The following is a 16,784-nucleotide window of genomic DNA, read 5'->3' on the forward strand; positions in this document are numbered from 1 at the left end:
TAATGAAGGGACAATGATCGTGCAGCATGATAAGGGAACTGATCCGGATAATGCTGTGATACTTCATGCCACAGCGGTTTCCCTTGGTGGACGCGCCGTGGTCCTTATTGGGCCATCTGGCAGTGGTAAATCGTCAGTGGCCTTGCAGTTGTTGGCGCTTGGGGCCCAATTGGTGGCTGATGACCGACTGCGGATTACGGTTCAGGGGGACGATCTGACGGCCCATGCTCCAGAATACCTTGCGGGGCACATCGAAGCCAGGGGAATTGGCATCCTGCGAGCGGACTATGTAGCGCAGGCGAAAATCGCCCTGATTGTTGATTTTGAACATGTCGAAAAAGACCGCTTGCCGCCCCCGCGTAGTTTCCCCATTCTGGGCATTGAAATACCTTTGCTCAGATCGGTTGAAGCCCCGTTTTTCCCGGCTGCAATTATACAGTTTCTGAAGGACGGACGCGCAGACATATGATGGAAGACGGGACAGGTTCAAACCGCGCTGAAGGAGAGACCGGGCAACGCCTTGTGCTGGTCACCGGACCTTCGGGCGCAGGACGTTCTACGGCGATCAATACGCTTGAAGATATCGGGTTCGAGGCCATTGATAACCTGCCGTTGACCCTTTTGCCGCGCCTTCTGGATGGCCCGCCGCTGGATCATCCATTGGTTCTGGGTATTGACGCCCGCAATCGTGATTTTTCGACGGCAGCCCTGACCGAAATGATCGATCGCCTGTCTCTACAGGAAGGCATCTCAGCGCAGGTTCTTTACCTAGATTGTCGTGATGATGTTCTGGTGCGCAGATTTTCCGAAACGCGCCGTCGCCACCCACTTGCCCCGGCAGAAGATCCTGGTCAGGGTATCCGGCGTGAACGTGATCTGCTTGGCCCAATTCGTGCATGCGCAGATATTCTGATCGATACCTCAGAAATGACCCCACATGAATTGCGCGCCGAAACAGAACGTTGGTTTGCGGCAGAAACAAGTCAGGGCCTTGCTGTGACAGTTCACAGTTTCTCCTACAAACGTGGTGTGCCCCATGGCGTAGATATGATTTTCGATTGCCGTTTTTTACAGAACCCCTATTGGGAACCGGCCTTGCGCGGAATGAACGGTCAGGATCGTGAGGTGGCTGAATATGTTGCACGGGATACGCGTTTCAGACTTTTCTTTGACAAAGTCGCGGATTTATCGCAAATGCTGCTGCCGGCCTACATTGAAGAAGGTAAAGCTCATTTATCAATCGGATTTGGCTGCACAGGTGGGCAACATAGATCTGTTACCGTTGCTGAGAAGCTTGCGGCAGTTTTGGCAGATGACGGATGGGCGGTATCACTGCGCCACCGTGAATTGGAACGTACAGCCAGGGTTGAAGGCCCGAGCGGAGTGGGGAAACAGGTGTGATCGGAATTGTGATCGTAGCGCATGGCGGATTAGCGCAGGAATATCTGGCCGCGGTTGAACATGTCGTTGGCCCACAGCCAGGCATGCGGGCCATTGCCATTGAGTATGATCATGACCGTGATGCGAAACGCGCTGAGATCTGTGCGGCTGCGGATGATGTCGATTTTGGTGATGGGGTGGTTGTCGTGGTGGATATGTTCGGTGGATCGCCATCGAACCTGTCGTTGCCAGCCTGCTGCAATGACGACCGCAAAGTGCTTTATGGTGTAAACCTTCCAATGCTGGTAAAGCTTGCAAAATCCCGGGCGCGGCCTTTTGACGTTGCGATTGAAAGCGCATTGCAAGCGGGACGAAAGTATATAAATTGTTGCGATGGCATGCGTGCAGGGTAAGAAAATGGCAATCAGATCTCTTAATATTATCAATGAAAAAGGGCTGCATGCCCGCGCTTCGGCTAAATTGGTCGAAGTAGTTGAGGCCCATGAGGGCCGCGCAGAGGTGCGACGTGACGGCATGGATGCCTCCGGAGATTCTATCATGGGGCTTTTGATGTTGGCAGCGTCCAAAGGAACCTCTATCGAGGTGGAAACCAGCGGCAGTGATGCTGATGCACTTCTTGATGCGATTGACGCCTTGGTTGCCGATAAATTCGGCGAAGATTTTTAATAAGGCCCTCTGGGCACAGATGAAACGGATGGCATCTTGACTGAGAATACCCCCGATACCCCTGATCAGCAGAATGCCACCCCGGTCATTGATCGCAATGTCGATCCCTATGATGGTCGGCGTCTGTCCTATGCCAATACATTCACCAACCCATGGAAAGTAAACACGATCCGGGTGTTGGAATGGCTGACTGGCAAGGGGTTGTTGCTGTTTAAGATCCGTAAGTTTGAAAAAAGCGGCGTGCCGTTCGGGCAACCCTTTTTCACCAAAGGTCTGAAGGCTATGGGGATCGAAATTAAGACCCCACAAGATCAACGTGACCTGATCCCCGCAGAAGGGCCCTTGATCGTGGTCGCGAACCACCCAGGCGGGTTGGTGGATGGTCTGATTATGGCGGAACTGATTGGTCAGGTGCGCACGGATTACAAAATTCTGACGCGTTCACTGCTGACTGGCGTTGCTGAGATTGAACATTTCATGTTGCCCGTGGCTTTCCCGCATGAAGAAGACAGCAACCGTAAAAACCTGAATATGCGCAAGGAATCCATGCGTCACCTGAAAGATGGTGGGGTTATTATTCTGTTCCCAGCAGGTCAGGTCGCTGCATCAGAAACATGGTTCGGTGATGCGATCGAAGCGGAATGGAACCCGTTTACCGCCAAGATGATTGAACGATCCGGTGCGACAGTGTTGCCGATCTTCTTCCCCGGGCAGAACTCTCGCGCGTATCAGATCGCGAACCAGGTGTCCGCAACCGTGCGCCAGGGATTGCTGCTGCATGAAATCAAATATGCGCTGAACAAACCACAAAAACCGGTGATCGGTCAGCCCTTGTCACAGGATGACCTGAAGGAACACTACAGCAATTCCCGCGGCTTCATGACCTGGTTGCGTCAGAAGGTTCTAGACCTGAAAGAGAAATAAATTTCGGATCTCTAAGCGACAAAAAAGCCCGGTATCGCCGGGCTTTTGTTCGTTTAGATTAATCTGTTTGGGATTACCGCGTGGGTACAGGTTCTTCCCCACGGTAATCATAGAAACCACGCCCGGTTTTACGGCCAAGCCAGCCAGCTTCGACATATTTGGTCAACAGCGGGCAGGGGCGATATTTCGTGTCGGCCAAACCGTCATGCAGCACGTTCATAATTGCGAGGCAGGTGTCCAGACCAATGAAATCCGCAAGTTCCAGCGGGCCCATCGGGTGGTTTGTGCCCAGCTTCATTGCGCTGTCGATAGACGACACGTTCCCCACGCCTTCATACAGCGTATAGACAGCTTCGTTGATCATGGGCATCAGGATGCGGTTCACAATAAAGGCTGGAAAGTCTTCAGCGGAAGCAGCGGTTTTGCCGAGCTTGCCTACAACGGCCAGCAAAGCTTTGTAGGTTGGTTCATCCGTCGCAATGCCCCGGATCAGTTCGACCAGCTGCATGATCGGCACGGGGTTCATAAAGTGAAAGCCCATGAATTTTTCAGGGCGGTCTGTGCCAGAGGCCAGACGGGTGATGGAGATGGATGACGTGTTCGAAGTCAGGATTGTTTCCGGTTTCAGGTGTGGAACAAGTTCTTTAAAAATCGCGACTTTAATTTCTTCGCGTTCTGTCGCAGCTTCGATCACCAGATCAGTCTGCCCGAGATCGGGCAGGTTCAATGTGGTGGAAATCCGTCCCATCGCGCCATCGCGTTCCGCCTGGGATATCTTTTCCCGGCTGACCTGACGATCCATGTTCTTACCGATCAGGGAAACAGCCTGCGTCAGATTATCTTCAGAGATGTCATTGATAACAACATTATATCCCGCAAGTGCGAAAACATGTGCAATCCCGTTGCCCATCTGACCCGCGCCAATAACACCAACCGACTGAATATCCATTCTCAAGCCCTTTCCAACTGGCCCTATACGACCTGCCAGACCATAGGCCCCTGCACAGAGGAGGCGCAAGAGGGTGAACGCAGGGTAAAGCGATTTTGTCTAATTTGTCGCTTAGGGATTTGGAAAGGTTTCAGGCGCAAAAACAACACGGGTGAGTCGAATACAGAAGTGAGGTGGGACAAACTATGGCCTATGAAAATTTAAGTGAATCCCTGCTGGATTATTATCCCTGCAGGTATGGGAAATCCAAATTGTTATTCCGTGGACCCAAACGCAAGCTGGATCAGGAATATGTTGCCTATCTTGGTGGGACCAAGACCTATGGGAAATTCATTGAAACGCCCTATTCTGACATTGTTGAAGAATTGACAGGTGTGATGTCCGTGAACCTGGGCTGTGTGAATGCCGGAATTGATGTCTATGCGCATGATCAGGCTGTGTTGGATGTGTGCCATAACGCGGAATTAACCGTGGTACAGGTGCTTGGGGCCCAGAATATGTCGAACCGGTTTTATTCAGTGCACCCGCGTCGCAATGACCGTTTTGTGCGGGCATCGACACTGTTGCAGACGATTTACCGCGAAGTGGATTTCACTGAATACAACTTTACCCGACATTTGCTGACGGGATTGAAAACCCTGTCGCCGGACCGGTTTGAAATCGTGCGACGTGAACTGAAAGATGCTTGGGTTGCGCGAATGAAGAACTTGCTGGCCCAGATTGACGGCAAGAAATTATTGGTGTGGTTGTCTGAATATGCACCGGAAGATGAAAATGAGGACATCGAACACCAAGGGGATGCACCTTTGTTTGTTGACCGCGAAATGCTGAATGCGCTTGAGGAACATTACGACGGTTATCTTGAAATTGTGCCGCCTGCAGAAATGATGTCTGGCGACACTGCCGGGATGGTGATTTCTGCGATGGAGGAGCCCGCGGCAAGTGAACTGATGTCTGTGACAGGGCATCAGGAAGTTGCGCAGGTGATCAGTGAAGCTGTTACAGATTTATTGCAACAAAAGGGCCCGCACAACCGGCGGGCCCTTTAAAAAGTAATTCGTTAGCGTATCCGCTGCGGTATCAGAGCTTTTCAGTCAGCTCTGGTACTGCGGCAAACAAGTCAGCCACAAGACCGTAATCCGCAACCTGGAAGATAGGTGCTTCTTCGTCTTTGTTGATCGCAACAATGATCTTTGAGTCTTTCATGCCTGCAAGGTGCTGAATCGCACCAGAGATACCAACAGCAACATAAAGATCAGGTGCAACAACCTTACCGGTCTGGCCAACTTGCCAGTCGTTTGGTGCATAGCCTGAATCAACTGCAGCGCGGGATGCGCCAACAGCCGCATTCAGCTTGTCTGCCAGTTTCTCGATCAGAGCGAAGTCTTCTTCAGACCCAACGCCGCGACCACCGGAAACAACAACACCCGCAGATGTCAGTTCAGGACGATCAGATTCAGCAACCTTGTCTTCAACCCACTCAGACAGGCCGGCGTTGCCAGCTGCTGCGATGGATTCAATAGAAGCGGAACCGCCTTCGCCAGCCGCATCAAACGTAGATGTGCGGATGGATACGACTTTTTTCGCATCCGTAGACTTAACAGTCTGGATCGCGTTACCTGCGTAGATCGGGCGTTCAAATGTGTTTGCATCAACAACAGCAGACACGTCCGAGATCACCATCACGTCAAGCAAAGCCGCCGCGCGTGGCAGGACGTTTTTTGCAGCTGACGTCGCTGGGGCTACGATGTGATCGTAATCGCCAGCAAGGGAGACCAGAAGATCCGCCATTGGTTCAGCCAAGCCGTTGCCATAAGCAGCGTCGTCAGCACAAAGCACCTTGGTCACACCGTCGAGCTTTGCCGCTGCTTCAGCAGCGCCACCGCAGCCAGAAGCCGCGCACAGGACAGTCACATCGCCCATGGCTTTCGCCGCGGTCAAAGCTTTTGCAGTTGCGTCAACGGACAGTTCACCGCCAACAACTTCAGCCAAAAGAAGTACAGCCATTATATTGCTCCCGCTTCTTTAAGTTTCGCTACAAGTTCGTCCACGGAACCAACAATTTCGCCCGCTTTGCGTGCCTCTGGTTCAGTTGTGGAAACGACCTCAAGACGTGGTGCCACATCAACGCCGTAATCCGCAGCTGTTTTCTCATCCAGCGGCTTTTTCTTGGCTTTCATGATGTTTGGCAGAGACGCATAGCGTGGCTCGTTCAGACGCAAATCAACAGTCACAACTGTTGGCATTTTTACCTTGATGGTCTGCAGACCGCCGTCGACTTCGCGTGTTACAACAGCGTTGTCACCGTCGATGTCCAGTTCAGATGCGAACGCACCTTGGGACCAGCCCAGAAGCGCGGACAGCATTTGACCGGTTGCGTTCATGTCGTTGTCGATGGCTTGCTTGCCGGCCAAAACGATGCCTGGCTGCTCTTCGTCAACGATACCTTTGAGGATCTTTGCAACAGCGAGTGGTTCGATGTCCTGGTGAACATCGTCAGCTGCGATAACCAAAATCGCGCGGTCCGCACCCATAGCAAGGGCAGTACGCAGGGTTTCTTGGGCTTGCTTTACGCCGATGGAAACAGCAACAACTTCGTCAGCCTTGCCCGCTTCTTTCAGACGGATCGCCTGTTCTACTGCGATTTCGTCGAATGGGTTCATCGACATTTTGACGTTCGCGAGATCAACACCGCTGCCATCCGCTTTAACACGGACTTTCACGTTATAGTCGATCACACGTTTAACAGGTACGAGTACCTTCATGGGCGTGTATCTCCTCAAAAGTTGGTATCCACCGGACACCATTCAAAGCTCTCCCGCATGTGTTAGCGATTCTGCAGCGCGGAAAACAGGTCAAAATCGACGCAACGCGGCGTTTGCCGTCGCGTTTTCCCATTTTGAAAGGGATTCTTTGCAAGAATATTTCGTGTTCAACATTCACAGCATGAATGGGATCTTTATCGATTTGCCCCGGGAACCCAGAGAACGTCGTTTTCGCCGTTCGCATTTGCGACACGCGCGGCCACGAAAAACCAATCGGACAGCCTGTTTAAATATTTGATGACTGAGGGGTTTACCGATTCGAATTCTGCCAGTTCCACCGCGCAACGTTCCGCGCGGCGCGAAACCGTGCGACATATGTGCAGATGTGCGGCAAGGGCAGAGCCTCCGGGCAGGATAAAGCTGCGCAAGGGGGCAATATCTTTGTTCATCACGTCGATTTCTGCCTCGAGACGGTCAACTTGTGCCGTGACCGCCCGCAGAGGTGGATATTCGGCCTTTGCATCATCTTCCATGTCTGGTCGGCAGAGATCGGCCCCGAGATCAAACAAGTCGTTTTGAATCAATGAAAGTTGTTCATCCATAACGCCGTTCGCATGGAGACGCGCCATGCCAAGCGTTGCGTTCAGCTCATCCGTGGTGCCATAGGCTGTCACGCGCAAGGAATGCTTCGCCACACGGTCTCCGTTGCCAAGAGCAGTATCACCTTTGTCGCCGGTGCGTGTGTAGATTTTATTGAGAACCACCATGGTTTACCCCCCGATGCCGCTACGTATAGCGATGAACAGCAGGATCAGTGCAACAGCAACGGCCTGTGCAATGATGCGCCAGCGCATCAGCCGGTTTGAGTGCTTTTTGTTGAACTCACCTCCGCGGGCAAATCCACCAATTCCGGTCATGAGCACAACAAGAGTGACGAGAATCGCAAGTGCGGCGAGAATGAATAATGGATCGCTGAACATAGGTTTCCTTTCCCTGGTTGCCGCAGATGTAGCCCGTTTTCACGGAAAAGCGAAGCGGCATCAGGTAGCAGGGCCAGCGGAAAGCGCAAGCGATGTCTTTATGGTGTGGCTTTTGCCATCAAGGACAATTCACGTGAGAAGCTGATCAGCTTTCCTGCTTGTTGGGCGTCAATCTTTTCGGCCAAATCAAACGCAAGATCTTCAACGAGTTGCGCTGCTTGCTGCATGCGGCTTGCAGTGGAATTTGAGCCATTATTGGAGCCTGTGAACTGAATGATGTTGTTGCGAGCAGTCATTGTTTCCCCAAACTTTTTACCAACTTACCAAACTACGAATGAAATCGTTAACTAAGGTTAACAAACGCATCCGAAAATTGATCGCGTAAAACCGAAACTATTGACGCAGAATCGCGCACATTGCCGCAAATAAATGTAATACAACCGATCAAATTTTATGATAAACGTCTGCAAAGCGTATCTTTGCGTGCGAAATTGACACTGAATGTATCGAATTAGTTACGTGTCGGTTTCGTGCATGATAAAGGTATAACTGGTGAGTTGAGTGAAATTGGAGGTTGACCTTGTCGGCCCATAGTAAAAGAACTTTGCACCCCGCAAGTGGGTTTGAAGGAAAGCGTCATTCCCCGACTGCAATACGTGACACTGTGTGCGAGCGATTGCGCATGATCTCGGCAATGGTGGGATCTATAAGCACATTTGCTAGCGAAATAGGGGTGAATAGGACCCAACTTAGCCGCTATTTAAGCGGTCAATCCGTGCCGCGCCCAGAATTACTTGTAACAATTGCAACGACATATGACATCCCTTTGAATTGGTTGGTGACCCCCCATGATGATCCAAACGCCAGTCTAAGCGAATACCAGTTGTCCGGTCGACTGCATGAATTATATGCAAACCGCCGATTTCAATTATCCGAAGATATGCTGCCCAACGGGTTATATATGTTTTGGAAAGGTTTGTTCCAGCAACCGGGCAAATATGAGAGCTATATGTCTAGCGTGAAGTTGGTGAATGGAGTCGGGACGGTTCGCTCAATAATGATCCGTGATCTCAAACGGCAAGGGATCGTGAACAAACCGAATGATATGGACCATTTTTGCACGGGCGTCGCGGTGAAGTCGCATTCTGGGATCAACATTACCTTCTCGGATTCTGTTTCGAATGTGATGGCTTCGACGTTTTTGCTTCCGTCTGCGCCGCTGCGTTTCAGAAGCAATGACATCTATGCGGGCTTCATGATGCTGAGCTACACCCCTGGTCGACAACAGGTGAACTGGGTGCCTTGCGTGATGGAGCTGATGCCGAAGAATGTATCTGATGTATTGGCGGCCGCACGGACCTCGGGGCGATACAATTTGGAAGAGCTTCCCGATGAGATTCGGCATCAAGTCGACAGGCTTGAGGTTCCTGAATACGGCTTGCGGTGACCCGGAACCGATGGAGCCCGGGTCTCACTATGGTTTTTAGTACCTGACAGCAAGCCCAGTTGCCTTGCGTGCTCCCCAGCTCAGAGGGGTGACCCGTGGATTGCTGATTTCAACATTGATCACTGCGGTGGCACCAAGTTCAGCGGCCGCCTTACGCAAAGCGGCGCGAGCATCGTCTTCACTGGGGGTTGGATGGAACGCTGTCAGTTTGTTGACAGAAACGGACAATGGTTGGATTTCTTGATAGGCTACAGATGGCGCGCCTTCCAGTAGCTGTATATTTTCAGGTGCAATTGTAACTTGAGCTACGGTTTCAGCGCGTGGAGCCCCGCTGGTGTATTGGCCGTTTTCCACAACACAGCCAGACAGAAGAGTGATGCTAAGTGCGGCTAGGCTGAATTTAACTTTTGTGATCGTCAATATTTTTGCTCCGATAAGGGTGAGGTGTATGGCGTAAGTAGTTGCGAAATTACTTCATGTGCCCAGCAGTGGCGTCTTCAAGCTCTGCGTGCCAGCCAGTCGAGGCCACGGGTGGGCAGCAGGCGTTTTGCGATGCCCATGATATAGGTCGGCGTTGTTACGTAATAGCGTGGCTTCGGGCGGTTGCTTTCAAGTGCGTGGACCAGTTTGGCGGTAACGGCCGAAGGCGGCAATTCAAAGGTGTCTGGCGTGCCGGTTTCATCATACAGGCGGGGCAGGAAAGAATTTTCGTATTCGTTACGCCGGGCTGACTTTTTCCATTTCACCCATTTTTCAAAGGGTTTCTGTGAGTTTTTGCGGATCTTTGTCGTGATGGGGCCTGGTTCAATCAGTGTAATATGGATACCGGTGCCGTGCATTTCCAGGCGCAAAGTGTCTGTCAGCCCTTCCATTGCAAATTTTGTGGCATTATAGGCCCCGCGATACCGCAAGGCGGCGAAGCCAAGAACAGAAGAACATTGAATAATACGGCCATGGCCTTGATTGCGCATCACTGGGATCACCTGACGTGTGAGGTCATGAACCCCAAAGAAGTTTGCTTCAAAGATCTGACGCAAAGCGCCACGTGGCAAATCTTCGACGGCGCCGGGAATTGCATAAGCCCCATTGTTAAAGACAGCATCTAACGTACCGCCGGTTGCTGCCAGGGTTTCGGCAAGACCTTCTGTAATGCTAGCTTCGTCTTCATAGTCAATGCGGTGGCTTTCAAAGCCTTCATCGCGTAGGCGCAGGCAATCGTCTTCTTTGCGGCAAGAGGCAAAGACACGCCAGCCCCGCGCGCGTAAACCATGAGCGGCGTCATAGCCAATGCCGGAAGAGCAGCCGGTGATAAGAATGGATTTTGTCATAAGGTTCCTCGAAAGCCTGCGCATGTTTCGCCCAGGCCCTGAGAAATGTCACGCGTTATTCACGCAGGACTGGGTGGTTATTCTTCCACCTCATTGGCGGGAACGGCGTTCAGTTGACCATAGTTCTGTGCACCGATTTCATCATGCAGACTGATCTGTGTTTCCAGAAAGTCGATGTGACCCTGTTCATCAAGGATGAGCTGTTCAAACAGGTGCATTGAAGCATAATCGCCCACTTCTGAGCAGTGTTTGCGGGCTTCGTTGTAAAGCGCCACAGCTTCAACTTCGGCTTCCAGATCGCAAACGAGGGTTTCCCGGAGGTTTTCACCAATCCGTAGAGGGTCCAAGGTTTGCAGGTTTGGATGGCCTTCAAGAAACAGGATGCGGTCAATCAGCTTATCCGCATGTTCCATTTCCTCAATGCTTTCTTCACGCATCTTTTTCGCGATGCGCGTATAGCCCCAATCGTTTTGCAGCCGGTAATGTAACCAGAACTGGCTGACTGCCGTCAGTTCAACGCGTAGCGCCTTATTGAGATATTCGATGACTTTCTTGTCGCCCTTCATGGCGTGTTCCTTTCGTCGCTTTATCTGCACGCATATTGCGCAGCATGGCAGGAACTTCCAGTTTATCACTTTTGCGCATGGTCGCAACAAACAGCTTCATGCAGCCACCACATTCAGGTGCTTTTCCGAGGGCATGGTAGATTTTTCCGGGGGTGATGATCGTTGCTGCATCCGAAGCACGCATCCAGTCAATGGCGGCGTGAATGTCGTGGTCACTGATACGTTGGCAGCTGCAGATGATCATGGCGCGGGCTCTGGTTAAGACACCCGCGCAGTATCTGACAAAAATAGTCGGCTTGTCAATCCTGATTGATTTGATCGGGAATTAATTCGCAGCCTGCAGGAATGATGCGGACATAAAGCCGATCTTATCACTGTCAACGACGACCAGTTGTGCCCAGCTTCCGTGATGAGCCAGAATTTCTACTTCGGTACCACGTGTCAGACTGGCGACAACGCCGGTGCTGGTGGATGGGCCTTCGCGCAGGTTGACGCTGTTGCCGCTGACCTGCCAGAGAGAGGCATTATTGGTTTCTGCCGTGGTGGTGGATGCGGCGCGGTGGATGCGGGCATCAACAGGTGCATCAGAGCTGTCTACGCTGACCATCGTGCGCATATAGTCCGGAGAGTCGGAGCGGGCATATTCGCGAACAACAACGCCTTCTGTATGCACAACGCGCAGGGATGCTTCACGTGTCTGCGGTGTTGGAGGTGTTGTATTTTCCTCTGATACGGTGACTTCAACTGAAACGGGCGCTGCTTCCGTTTCGGTCTGTGCCGCAACGCCAGACAATTGAATTTCTGTGTTCGTCGGAGATGTTTTATCGTCTGTCATTGTGACGACTACAGCCATCACGGCGACAAGAATTGCCGTTAATCTAATCATTACCCAAAACTCACTGGTTACCCTGTTTCTTTTTTAGCAAATCCCGGATCGGTTGTCTCGGGGGAATGAAAATATTTTTTACCCCCTAGGCGAGTCCTGTGATGGCTTTACCAAGACGCGGCGGACGGGTATCACGAGGGTATGAGTGACATTATTAAAGACGATCCGGAGATGCCCGAAGACGGGCTGAACGAAAGCGCTGAACCGCTACGCCGTGCTATTGGCGAGCGTTATTTAACTTATGCATTAAGCACTATTATGCATCGGGCTTTGCCGGATGCACGTGATGGCCTAAAGCCCGTGCACCGGCGAATCCTTTATGCGATGAGCCGCCTAAAGCTAGCATCAAGCGGTGGTTTTCTGAAATCAGCGAAAATTTCCGGCGATACCATGGGGGATTTCCACCCGCATGGTGATGCGGCGATTTATGATGCGATGGCGCGCTTGGCGCAGGATTTTTCCGTCCGCTACCCGCTTGTTGATGGTCAAGGAAACTTCGGCAACATTGACGGCGATAACCCAGCGGCATCGCGATACACAGAAGCACGGATGACCAAAGTGGCGGAAGCCATGCTGGAAGGTCTTAACGAAGACTGCGTGGATTTTCGTGACAATTATGACGGGCGCCTGACAGAACCCGCGGTTCTGCCTGCGACTTTCCCGAACCTCCTGGCGAATGGATCCAGTGGGATCGCAGTGGGGATGGCGACCAATATTCCTCCGCATAACATTGCAGAACTTTGTGAAGCCTGCCTGCATCTTATCAAGACCCCGGATGCGCGTGATGAAACACTGATCAACTATGTGCCTGGCCCGGATTTCCCGACCGGCGGTGTAATTGTTGAACCACGTGAAAACATAATAGAGACCTACAAAACCGGTCGCGGTGCGTTCCGTTTGCGCTGTAAATGGGAAGTGGAAGACCTTGGGCGTGGGACTTGGCAAATTGTTGTCACTGAGATTCCGTATCAGGTTCAGAAATCTAAGCTGATTGAGAAAATCGCTGAGGCAATCCAGCTGAAGAAGATTCCGATCCTTGGCGATGTGCGCGATGAAAGTGCCGAAGACATTCGTCTGATCATTGAACCCAAGTCCAAGAACGTGCAGCCGGATGTTCTGATGAACGCGCTGTTCAAGAACTCGGACCTGGAAATTCGCTTCAACCTTAATATGAACGTGTTGATTGATGGCGTGACGCCAAAGGTCTGTTCACTAAAAGAGGTTCTGCGCGCCTTCCTTGATCATCGCCGTGACGTTCTGCAGCGCAGGTCACAGTATCGTCTGGGCCAAATTGATAAGCGCCTTGATGTTCTAAAAGGCTATATAATTGCCTTTCTGAACCTAGATCGCGTGATTGAGATCATTCGCAATGAAGATGATCCGAAAGCTGTGATGCTGGCGGAAGACTGGGGGGGCGGTGTCTACCTGAACGAACCCCAGGCCGAAGCCATTTTGAACATGCGTCTGCGGTCCCTGCGTCGTCTTGAAGAGATGGAGCTGAAGCGCGAGCATGATGAATTGCTTGAGGAGCGCAAAGGTCTTGAAGAACTTCTTGCAGATGAAGGTCTGCAATGGGCGCGGATTTCTGATCAGCTGAAAGAAACCAAAAAACTGTTCGGCAAAGCCTATGACGGCGGTGCGCGACGCACGCAATTCTCTGAAGCGGTTGAAATCGAAGATGTGCCGATTGAGGCTATGATTGAACGTGAACCGATCACGGTTGTCTGTTCTGAAATGGGTTGGGTCCGGGCGATGTCCGGCCATATCGCGCTTGATAAAGAGCTGAAGTTCAAAGATGGCGATGGGCCGCGCTTTATGTTCCACGCAGAGACCACAGATCGTCTTTTGGTCTTTGGTGCGAACGGACGGTTCTATACTGTGTCTGCTTCAACCTTACCTGGTGGGCGCGGTATGGGTGAACCTTTGCGTCTGATGATTGACTTGCCCAATGATGCTGAGATTGTCGATTTCTTCATCCATGAACCGGATCGAAAATTGCTGGTAGCGTCCACAGCTGGTGATGGCTTTGTGGTGCCCGAAAACGATGTTCTGGCGCAGACCCGAACCGGCAAACAGGTGCTAAACGTACGCGGTGATGTGACCGCGCTGACTTGCAAACCTGTAAACGGTGACAGTGTAGCCTGTGTGGGTGAAAACCGCAAAGTGCTGATATTTGCCATTGATGAACTGCCAGAAATGGGCCGTGGTAAAGGTGTTCGTTTGCAGAAATACAAAGACGGCGGCCTGTCTGATCTGCGTAGCTTTGTCCGTGAAGAAGGCCTCTCTTGGCTTGATCCGGCCGGCCGGACGCGCACGGAAACTGAGCTGGATGAATGGACCGGCAAACGGGCCGCAACCGGCCGCATGGCGCCGCGCGGTTTTCCCCGGGATAACAAATTCACCTGATTTTCAGGATGCTGACATAAAGGCCGTGCAGATGATCTGCGCGGCCTTTGTCGTTCGGTGCGGTTGAAATAGATGTGTTGTTACCACCTGTTATCAGCTGATCAGAGCTTTTCAACGTTCATCCATACACCACCTTCCGGGCGCAGAGTGAGTATCATGACAGGCTTTGGATCCCGTCCCGACACAGCGGTAAAACGGAACTTTGACAGCAGTGTTGCCAGTATGATCACGGCCTCCTGAATTGCGAATCCCGCGCCGATGCAAATGCGTGGTCCGGCTCCGAAGGGCAGGTAGGCAAAGCGGTCAATTGCAGAAGGATCTGCAAATCGATCAGGGTCGAACGCATTGGGATTATTCCAGAGCAGTTCATTGCGATGCAATGCATAGACGGGGATAGCCACAGTATCTTTTGCCCGGATTTCACGCCCGCATAACATGTCACTTTTGAGAGCGGTGCGGGACAGCAAAGGTGCTGGGGGGTATAGGCGCATGGTTTCGTCAATGATTTGCCGAACAAAGGGCAGATGAAGGCAATCTTCCGCAACCGCTGTACGACCCAGGAGTTGTTTTTGGGCTTCGGTTCTGGCGCATTCCTGAATGACCGGATCAAACGCGCAAAGGTAAAGCGCCCAGCTCAGAGCCAGCGCTGTTGTTTCATGGCCCGCGACAATGAATGTTAACAGGTTATCCCGTAGTTCAGCTGTGTTCATGCGCCGTCGCGTGTCGGTGTCTTCTCCGGCGAGCAATAAGTCCAGCAAATCGGGCAAATCCGGAACAGGTCGTTTACGGCGCGCATCCACCACGTCATCCGCGACAGACTTCATGCGTTTCAGGGCGTTCCCCGAAAAGAGACGCCCGGGCCTGGGCACCCAGTCGGGCATTCCTAGGATATCCAAAAGCGAAAGCCGCGCGGTTTGATCAATGTATCGATTGATTGCAATGTGCATTTCATCCCGACTGAAACCGGTATCCATTGAAAAAGTCACATCTGAGATCACTTCAAAAGTGGCGGTTACCATCTCTTCGTAAATGTCACAGACCATGCCATCGTGTTTCATCAACCGATCCACGGCTCGGTCTGCGGCGTGAGACATAACGGGGCCAAGGTTTGAAACATTGCGGGGATTGAAGACAGGTGCAGCCGCGCGCCGTTGCCATCGCCAGTGTGCGCCTTCCGCGATGAACATGCTGTCGCCAATTGCGGGGCGCAACATATTTCGTGTGACAAGAGATTTGGGGTAATACTCCACGCGGTCTTTCAAAACCTGACGCAGGCCTTCCGGATCACATAGCATGTGCCAGCGTTTGCCAGTGGTGCCAGATACAATCGGTTGCTTTACGGTCAGTTCTGGTAGGATTTCGAGAACATTGCGTCGTGCTGTGCGCAAGGTCTGTAAAATTCCCCATGGTTCAGTCACCAGCGGTATCTGAACCGGCGTCTTCATTGGGGCACCTGTTGTGGCGAAAATACCCGTTCGGGTTCGGGATAAACTGAACAAATTGCGGTCATGCGTTATTGTGCGTATGCAGTGATCAATAGCAAGTGTTTCGGTGCCGTCAGGGGGATGAAATGAAGATAGTACAACGATTTCTTACAGCAGTCTTGATGATGTCGGCTGTGACGGCCTGCGCAAAAATCGATCCGACAAGCGAACCGGTTCGTGAAATGGGACAGTTCAAGCTGGGGCATAATGTTGTGGTCGCTGAAAACGCACAGCCGGGTCCGCTGACGCGCAGCACCAATGCGGAAGAGCTTGAAAAAGCGCTGACCACAGCGATGGATGAACGTCTGGGGCAATATGATGGCGATCGTCTGATACATATCGGCATTGCTGTGGATGGCTATGTTCTGGCGTTGCCTGGGGTTCCGTTGGTTCTTTCGCCCAAATCGGTTCTGGCTTTGACCGTGAACGTTTGGGACAATGAAACGCAGGAAAAGCTGAATGCTGAACCGCGTCGGTTTGCCGTTTTTGAACGTGGTGCTGCCGAAACCGTTGTTGGTTCTGGCCTGACGCAAAATAAAGCAGCGCAACTGGAAAACCTAAGTCGCAATGCCGCGTTGAAGATCCAGAACTGGATCCTGGAAAACCCGGAATGGATTGGTTTGAATGTTGAAGACAGCTCAGCTGAGGACGCTGCGCAATAAGCGTAGCGCTTTTGTAATCACGCGGGGCAAGGCGGAAGACGCTGACCTCTGTGACACATCGCAAGAGAATTATCCTAACGAGAGAACTCAGGCTTGATTTTTGCTGTCAGGCGCAGTAAGCCGCGCGCGATGGAAAACCGGGCCGGACCTTGGCCCTTAGATAAATGAGGGCCACCATGGCTAAGGAAAAGTTTGAGCGTAATAAACCGCATTGTAACATCGGGACCATCGGTCACGTTGACCACGGTAAAACCACGCTGACCGCTGCGATCACCAAGCAGTTCTCTAACGACTTCAAAGCGTACGACGAGATCGACGGC

At 51.9% G+C, this 16,784-nt stretch carries 22 protein-coding genes; 10 read left to right on the forward strand and 12 right to left on the reverse strand.

The annotated features are described in order from the left end of the window. Nucleotides 1-19 precede the first annotated feature (19 nt). The 5 genes from ACPGUT_RS00955 to ACPGUT_RS00975 are packed head-to-tail and all read left to right on the forward strand — an operon-like array spanning nucleotide 20 to nucleotide 2,991. Nucleotides 20-469, forward strand: coding sequence for an HPr kinase/phosphorylase (locus ACPGUT_RS00955; RefSeq protein WP_423988360.1), 450 nt, complete (start codon nucleotides 20-22; stop codon nucleotides 467-469). Beyond that, on the forward strand, nucleotides 469-1,401 hold the full coding sequence (rapZ, locus tag ACPGUT_RS00960; RefSeq protein WP_423988361.1) for an RNase adapter RapZ: 933 nt from the start codon (nucleotides 469-471) through the stop codon (nucleotides 1,399-1,401). The genes ACPGUT_RS00955 and rapZ overlap by 1 nt, the downstream gene beginning before the upstream one ends. Beyond that, nucleotides 1,398-1,793 (forward strand): PTS sugar transporter subunit IIA, encoded by a 396-nt coding sequence (locus ACPGUT_RS00965; RefSeq protein ID WP_423988362.1) that lies wholly within the window; start codon nucleotides 1,398-1,400, stop codon nucleotides 1,791-1,793. The genes rapZ and ACPGUT_RS00965 overlap by 4 nt, the downstream gene beginning before the upstream one ends. 4 nt (nucleotides 1,794-1,797) lie before the next feature. Then, nucleotides 1,798-2,067 carry an HPr family phosphocarrier protein gene (locus ACPGUT_RS00970; protein ID WP_423988363.1) on the forward strand — a complete coding sequence of 90 codons (270 nt, stop codon included), beginning with the start codon at nucleotides 1,798-1,800 and terminating at the stop codon, nucleotides 2,065-2,067. A 36-nt stretch (nucleotides 2,068-2,103) separates the two neighbouring features. Then, on the forward strand, nucleotides 2,104-2,991 hold the full coding sequence (locus ACPGUT_RS00975) for a lysophospholipid acyltransferase family protein (RefSeq protein WP_423988364.1): 888 nt from the start codon (nucleotides 2,104-2,106) through the stop codon (nucleotides 2,989-2,991). A 73-nt stretch (nucleotides 2,992-3,064) separates the two neighbouring features. Here ACPGUT_RS00975 and ACPGUT_RS00980 read toward each other — a convergent pair whose 3' ends face one another. Further along, complete coding sequence (locus tag ACPGUT_RS00980; protein WP_423988365.1) at nucleotides 3,065-3,940, reverse strand: 3-hydroxybutyryl-CoA dehydrogenase; 876 nt, start codon at nucleotides 3,938-3,940, stop codon at nucleotides 3,065-3,067. A gap of 185 nt (nucleotides 3,941-4,125) precedes the next feature. Here ACPGUT_RS00980 and ACPGUT_RS00985 point away from each other — a divergent pair, with 185 nt between their 5' ends. Beyond that, nucleotides 4,126-4,989: a DUF6473 family protein gene (locus tag ACPGUT_RS00985; RefSeq protein WP_423988366.1), complete on the forward strand. Its 864-nt coding sequence runs from the start codon at nucleotides 4,126-4,128 to the stop codon at nucleotides 4,987-4,989. 31 nt (nucleotides 4,990-5,020) lie between these two features. Here ACPGUT_RS00985 and ACPGUT_RS00990 read toward each other — a convergent pair whose 3' ends face one another. From ACPGUT_RS00990 to ACPGUT_RS01010, 5 genes are all read right to left on the reverse strand, one after another. Then, entirely contained in the window at nucleotides 5,021-5,947 is a 927-nt protein-coding gene (locus tag ACPGUT_RS00990; protein ID WP_423988367.1) for an FAD-binding protein, read from the reverse strand. Beyond that, nucleotides 5,947-6,705 (reverse strand): electron transfer flavoprotein subunit beta/FixA family protein, encoded by a 759-nt coding sequence (locus ACPGUT_RS00995; protein ID WP_423988368.1) that lies wholly within the window; start codon nucleotides 6,703-6,705, stop codon nucleotides 5,947-5,949. The genes ACPGUT_RS00990 and ACPGUT_RS00995 overlap by 1 nt, the downstream gene beginning before the upstream one ends. A gap of 194 nt (nucleotides 6,706-6,899) precedes the next feature. Beyond that, nucleotides 6,900-7,472, reverse strand: coding sequence for a cob(I)yrinic acid a,c-diamide adenosyltransferase (locus tag ACPGUT_RS01000; RefSeq protein ID WP_423988369.1), 573 nt, complete (start codon nucleotides 7,470-7,472; stop codon nucleotides 6,900-6,902). A gap of 3 nt (nucleotides 7,473-7,475) precedes the next feature. Then, nucleotides 7,476-7,685: a twin transmembrane helix small protein gene (locus ACPGUT_RS01005; protein WP_423988370.1), complete on the reverse strand. Its 210-nt coding sequence runs from the start codon at nucleotides 7,683-7,685 to the stop codon at nucleotides 7,476-7,478. Nucleotides 7,686-7,783: 98 nt separating this feature from the next. Continuing rightward, nucleotides 7,784-7,981: a hypothetical protein gene (locus tag ACPGUT_RS01010; RefSeq protein WP_423988371.1), complete on the reverse strand. Its 198-nt coding sequence runs from the start codon at nucleotides 7,979-7,981 to the stop codon at nucleotides 7,784-7,786. Between the two features lie 386 nt (nucleotides 7,982-8,367). Between ACPGUT_RS01010 and ACPGUT_RS01015 the strand changes: the two genes are divergently transcribed. Beyond that, nucleotides 8,368-9,132: a helix-turn-helix domain-containing protein gene (locus ACPGUT_RS01015; protein WP_423988372.1), complete on the forward strand. Its 765-nt coding sequence runs from the start codon at nucleotides 8,368-8,370 to the stop codon at nucleotides 9,130-9,132. A gap of 36 nt (nucleotides 9,133-9,168) precedes the next feature. On the opposite strand, the gene ACPGUT_RS01020 is transcribed toward ACPGUT_RS01015, so the two are convergent. From ACPGUT_RS01020 to ACPGUT_RS01040, 5 genes are all read right to left on the reverse strand, one after another. After that, entirely contained in the window at nucleotides 9,169-9,552 is a 384-nt protein-coding gene (locus ACPGUT_RS01020) for a hypothetical protein (RefSeq protein ID WP_423988373.1), read from the reverse strand. Between the two features lie 77 nt (nucleotides 9,553-9,629). After that, nucleotides 9,630-10,460, reverse strand: coding sequence for an SDR family NAD(P)-dependent oxidoreductase (locus tag ACPGUT_RS01025; RefSeq protein ID WP_423988374.1), 831 nt, complete (start codon nucleotides 10,458-10,460; stop codon nucleotides 9,630-9,632). Nucleotides 10,461-10,537: 77 nt separating this feature from the next. Next, nucleotides 10,538-11,026 carry a bacterioferritin gene (bfr, locus tag ACPGUT_RS01030; protein ID WP_423988375.1) on the reverse strand — a complete coding sequence of 163 codons (489 nt, stop codon included), beginning with the start codon at nucleotides 11,024-11,026 and terminating at the stop codon, nucleotides 10,538-10,540. Then, nucleotides 10,989-11,270, reverse strand: a complete 282-nt coding sequence (locus ACPGUT_RS01035) for a (2Fe-2S)-binding protein (protein WP_423988376.1) — start codon at nucleotides 11,268-11,270, stop codon at nucleotides 10,989-10,991. The genes bfr and ACPGUT_RS01035 overlap by 38 nt, the downstream gene beginning before the upstream one ends. An 81-nt stretch (nucleotides 11,271-11,351) precedes the next feature. Continuing rightward, nucleotides 11,352-11,912, reverse strand: a complete 561-nt coding sequence (locus ACPGUT_RS01040; RefSeq protein ID WP_423988377.1) for an SH3 domain-containing protein — start codon at nucleotides 11,910-11,912, stop codon at nucleotides 11,352-11,354. Nucleotides 11,913-12,053: 141 nt separating this feature from the next. Between ACPGUT_RS01040 and parC the strand changes: the two genes are divergently transcribed. Then, complete coding sequence (gene parC / locus ACPGUT_RS01045; protein WP_423988378.1) at nucleotides 12,054-14,318, forward strand: DNA topoisomerase IV subunit A; 2,265 nt, start codon at nucleotides 12,054-12,056, stop codon at nucleotides 14,316-14,318. Nucleotides 14,319-14,419: 101 nt separating this feature from the next. Here parC and ACPGUT_RS01050 read toward each other — a convergent pair whose 3' ends face one another. Further along, nucleotides 14,420-15,763, reverse strand: coding sequence for a cytochrome P450 (locus ACPGUT_RS01050; RefSeq protein WP_423988379.1), 1,344 nt, complete (start codon nucleotides 15,761-15,763; stop codon nucleotides 14,420-14,422). Nucleotides 15,764-15,888: 125 nt separating this feature from the next. Between ACPGUT_RS01050 and ACPGUT_RS01055 the strand changes: the two genes are divergently transcribed. Continuing rightward, a complete protein-coding gene (locus ACPGUT_RS01055; protein WP_423988380.1) occupies nucleotides 15,889-16,464 on the forward strand; it encodes a hypothetical protein in 576 nt (191 codons plus the stop codon). A gap of 176 nt (nucleotides 16,465-16,640) precedes the next feature. Continuing rightward, on the forward strand, nucleotides 16,641-16,784 hold a 144-nt coding region (locus ACPGUT_RS01060), incomplete at its 3' end, for a GTP-binding protein (RefSeq protein WP_423988386.1).

Origin of the sequence: Halocynthiibacter sp. (assembly GCF_049608145.1) — a bacterium.
Lineage (GTDB): Bacteria > Pseudomonadota > Alphaproteobacteria > Rhodobacterales > Rhodobacteraceae > Halocynthiibacter.